Annotated in this window: 2 protein-coding genes; both read left to right on the top strand. The window is 70.9% G+C overall.

Annotated elements, in window-relative coordinates:
* Positions 1-539 (top strand): aKG-HExxH-type peptide beta-hydroxylase (locus GA0115259_RS32345; RefSeq protein ID WP_237540649.1); only part of this gene is annotated, 539 nt, incomplete at its 5' end.
* 78 nt (positions 540-617) lie between these two features.
* Positions 618-3638, top strand: coding sequence for an FxSxx-COOH system tetratricopeptide repeat protein (fxsT, locus tag GA0115259_RS32340; protein WP_093603562.1), 3021 nt, complete (start codon positions 618-620; stop codon positions 3636-3638).
* The last annotated feature ends 105 nt before the right edge of the window (positions 3639-3743 follow it).

Raw genomic sequence — 3743 nt, 5'->3', positions numbered from 1 at the left:
CGCCCACCGGCGAGGGCGCGGCACACACCAGCGGCACCCGGCGCGAGGCGTTCGGCGCGGTTCTCAGCAGCCGCCCGGCCACCGCCGCCTTCTTCGCGTCCATGCTGGTCCATGAGCTCCAGCACACCAAACTCGCCGCGCTCGCCGCCCTCGTCCCGCTGCACCACGAGGACGCGACGCCACGGCACTTCGCTCCCTGGCGCTCCGACGCCCGGCCCTTCGACGGACTGCTCCAGGGCGCGTACTCGCACCTCGCGCTCGCCGACTACTGGCAGCGCTTCGCCCTCGGCGCGGAGCGGCTCTCCCACCGTGATCTGGCCTGGGCCGAGCACGCCCGCTGCCGTGAACAGGTCGGCGCGGTCCTGCCGGCGCTGGCCGGATCCGGAGCGCTGACACCGGAGGGCCGCGTACTCGTCAACGAGATGATCTCGGTCTACCACCGGCTGGCGGACACTCCTCCGCCGCCCGGCCATCTCACCCGGGCGGTGGCATATGTCCGTACCGCGCGGATGATCTGGCGCCAAAGGAACGGAACGTGAAGCGGCGCGCCCGAGGATGGAATCAGGGCGCCCCGGGGTATGTTAAAAGGGCGTATGACGATGCAGGGAGACGGCCGAATGCCCGCAGTGCGTAAGCCAGTTGGAGCAACCGGGCCGCAGGCTGTCACTATCAGTTTCGCGGGTTTCAACCGGCCCTGGGCGGCCTGGATCGGGGACCGTCTGGAGCGGCGCGGCATCCCGGTCGTCTATCAGCGATGGGACCCGCCGGCGGAGACATCGCTGGAGTCGTCTCTGCGCGATCTGCTGCTCGCACCCGGTCCCGTCCTGGTCATCCTCAGCGACTGGTACTTCCAGCTCGGCCCGCGCACCCACGACGAGTGGAACAGGGCGCTGCGCGAGGTCGTGGCTCCCGAGTCCGACCGGTTCGCCGCCGTCACCATCACCACCTCCGCGCTGCCCGGCGCCACCGCGGTCTTCGCCGCCGCCGATCTGACGACGCTCGGCGAGGAGGAGGCCGAGAGGCGCATCCTGGCCCGTCTCGGCCTGCCCGCCGATCCGCGCCCGGAGCCGGTGGACACCCGGCGCGGCCCGCGCTACCCGGCCGACACGCCCGACGTATGGAGCGGAGTGCCGCGCCGCAACACACGCTTCACGGGCCGCGAGGGCCTCCTCAACGACGCCTATCACGCGCTCCAGGCGGCCGGCAGCGGCGCCGGAGTGGTCACGCTGCACGGGATGTCGGGCGTGGGCAAGACACAGCTCGCGGCGGAGTACGTGTACCGCTTCGGCGCGGAGTACGACGTGGTGTGGTGGGTCTCCGCCGACAAGCGTGTCACCTGCCGGCAGAAACTCGCCGAACTCGCTCCCGCGCTCGGTCTGTCCACCGGTGTGGAGTACGGCGAGCGGCTGCGCGCCGCGCGTGACGCGCTGCGCCGCGGCGAACCGTACAGCCGGTGGCTGCTCGTCCTGGACGGCGCCGACGAGCCCGACCAGATCTGGGACCTGGTGCCGACCGGTCCCGGACATGTGCTGATCACGGCGCGCAATCCGGAGTGGGGCGAGCACAACAGCGCGCTGATGGAGGTCCCGGTCTACGAGCGCGAGGAGTCGGTGGCGTTCGTACGCCGCCGCGCGCCCAGGCTGAGCCACACGGAGGCGGACCAGCTCGCGGAGGCGCTCGAAGACCTGCCGCTGCTGCTCGACCAGACGGCCGGCTGGCTCAACGACTCGGACATGTCGGTCGACGAGTACATCGAGCTGCTGGAGGACGGCATCGACCAGGATGTCGTCAGAGTCTCCGCCGACTTCCCGCTCGCCTTCCAGACCGGCTGGTCGATACTGCTCAACAAGCTCCGTGAGACGGTTCCCGAATCGGTCGACCTGCTCCGGCTGTGCACCTTCTTCGCGCCCGGCGCCATCCCCGTACGGCTGGTGCGGGACCTGCCGCCGGACGCGCTCCCGGAGAAGCTCCGCGGGCTGATCGACGATCCGGTGCGCTGGGCACGGGCGATCGGCAAGCTGCGGCAGTACGCCGTGGTGCGCGCCGCCGGAGTCGGCGAGCGCGAGGTCCATGACTCGGTGAACGGCGAGGGCCTCACCGGTGTGGCGGGCGACACGCTCTACATGCACCGGATGGTCCATCAGATCGTCCACCAGGACATGCCCTCGCAGGACCACAAGGAGTTCATCGAGGTCGTACGGCGGGCGCTGGTGCAGGCCGATCCTGGCCGGCCGACCGACACCCGGCTCTGGCCCCGGTACGCGGAGATCACTCCGCACCTCAAATGGGCCGATGTACTCCAGAGCACTGATCCGGCGATGCACACTCTGGTCCTCAACTGCCTGCGCTACATGTACCTTTCGGGCGAGTACCGGGTCGGTATCAACCTCGCCCGGCGCGCGCTGGACACCTGGCGGGTGCTCCTCGGCGAGGCCCATCCGAGGATCTGGGACCTCAGCTACCACTACGGCAATGTGATGCGCGCCGTCGGCGACTACGCCGGTACGGAGGCCATCGAACGGGCCGCCGTCGAGCATTTGCGCGAGGAGAAGGGCCCGAAGGACCCGGAGCATCTGCGGGCCGCGGGCGGGCTCGCCGCGGATCTGCGCGGCCTTGGCCGGTACCAGGAGGCCTTCGAGATCTCCGGCTGGGTCCTGGTCGCGTTCCGCGAACTCCTCGGCGAGCAGGACTCCCGTACGCTCAACGCCCAGAACAACCTGGCCGTCTCGCACCGGCTGCTCGGCCACTACAAGGAGTCGCTGGATCTCAACCGGCGCACGCTGGAGGCCCGTCGGCAGCTGCTGCGGCCACGGCACGCCTGGACGCTCTTCTCCGAGATCAACTACGCCACGGATCTGCGGCTGCTCGGCCGCTACAGCGAGGCCGAGTCGCTCCAGTCGCAGAGCGCGCGCGTGCACCGCATCGTGCTCGGCCGGGACAATCCGCAGACGCTGCGCGCCGAGCACAATCTCGCGCTGTGTCTCTACCGGGCGGGCGAACGGGTCAAGGCCGGTGCCCTGTTCACCCAGGTCCTGGAGAGCTGTGAGCGTGTGCTGGGCGAACAGGACCCGCTGACCATGATGTTCGCGGCCAGCCAGAGCTGCTTCGCCCGTGAGCACGGCGACATCGACCAGGCCCTGGCCATAAGCGGCCAGGTCGTCGACGGCTATGTGGCGATGCTCGGCGAGGACCATCCGTTTGTCGCGGGCACCCGCGCCAACCACGCCCTGATCCTGCGCAATGTCGGGGAGCGGGACCAGGCCCATGTGCTCATCGAGGACGCCCTCGTGGACATGACACGGGCCGTGGGCGAGAACCACCCGTGGACACTGGGCTGCGCCGTCAACGCCTCCGCGCTGCGCAACATCGTGCGCGATCTGGAGGGCGCCGCCGCGCTGACCGGCGACACCATCGCCCGGGCCACCGAGGTCCTCGGCCGTACGCATCCGCTGACGCTCTCCGCCCGTATCGCGCACGCGGCGGATCTGCGGGCCCTGGGCGACGCGCAGCGTGCCGAGAAGGCCGAGGGAGAGGCGCTGGACGATCTGGCGGAGACGCTCGGCGCGCAGCATGTGCACACCGTCGCGGCCCGCTCCCGTACCCGGCCCTACTGGGACTTCGAACCGCCGACCACCTGACCGGTTCGGGCCCGGACGCGTCCCGCCCGTGGCATGGGCGGCCGGGCCGCGTCCTGGGCGCCGGGCCCGGGCCGGGCGTGTGGCGGGGCCCGTGGCGGGGGGGGT

Source organism: Streptomyces sp. MnatMP-M17 (genome assembly GCF_900091995.1).
Taxonomy (GTDB): domain Bacteria; phylum Actinomycetota; class Actinomycetes; order Streptomycetales; family Streptomycetaceae; genus Streptomyces.
The sequence above is the reverse complement of the archived record's forward strand: the minus strand, read 5'-3'. Positions and strand labels throughout refer to the sequence as shown.

Bases quoted from the DNA above. Each gene is read 5' to 3' on its own strand.
- fxsT (WP_093603562.1), top strand. From the start codon at position 618: ATGCCCGCAGTGCGTAAGCCAGTTGGAGCAACCGGGCCGCAGGCTGTC.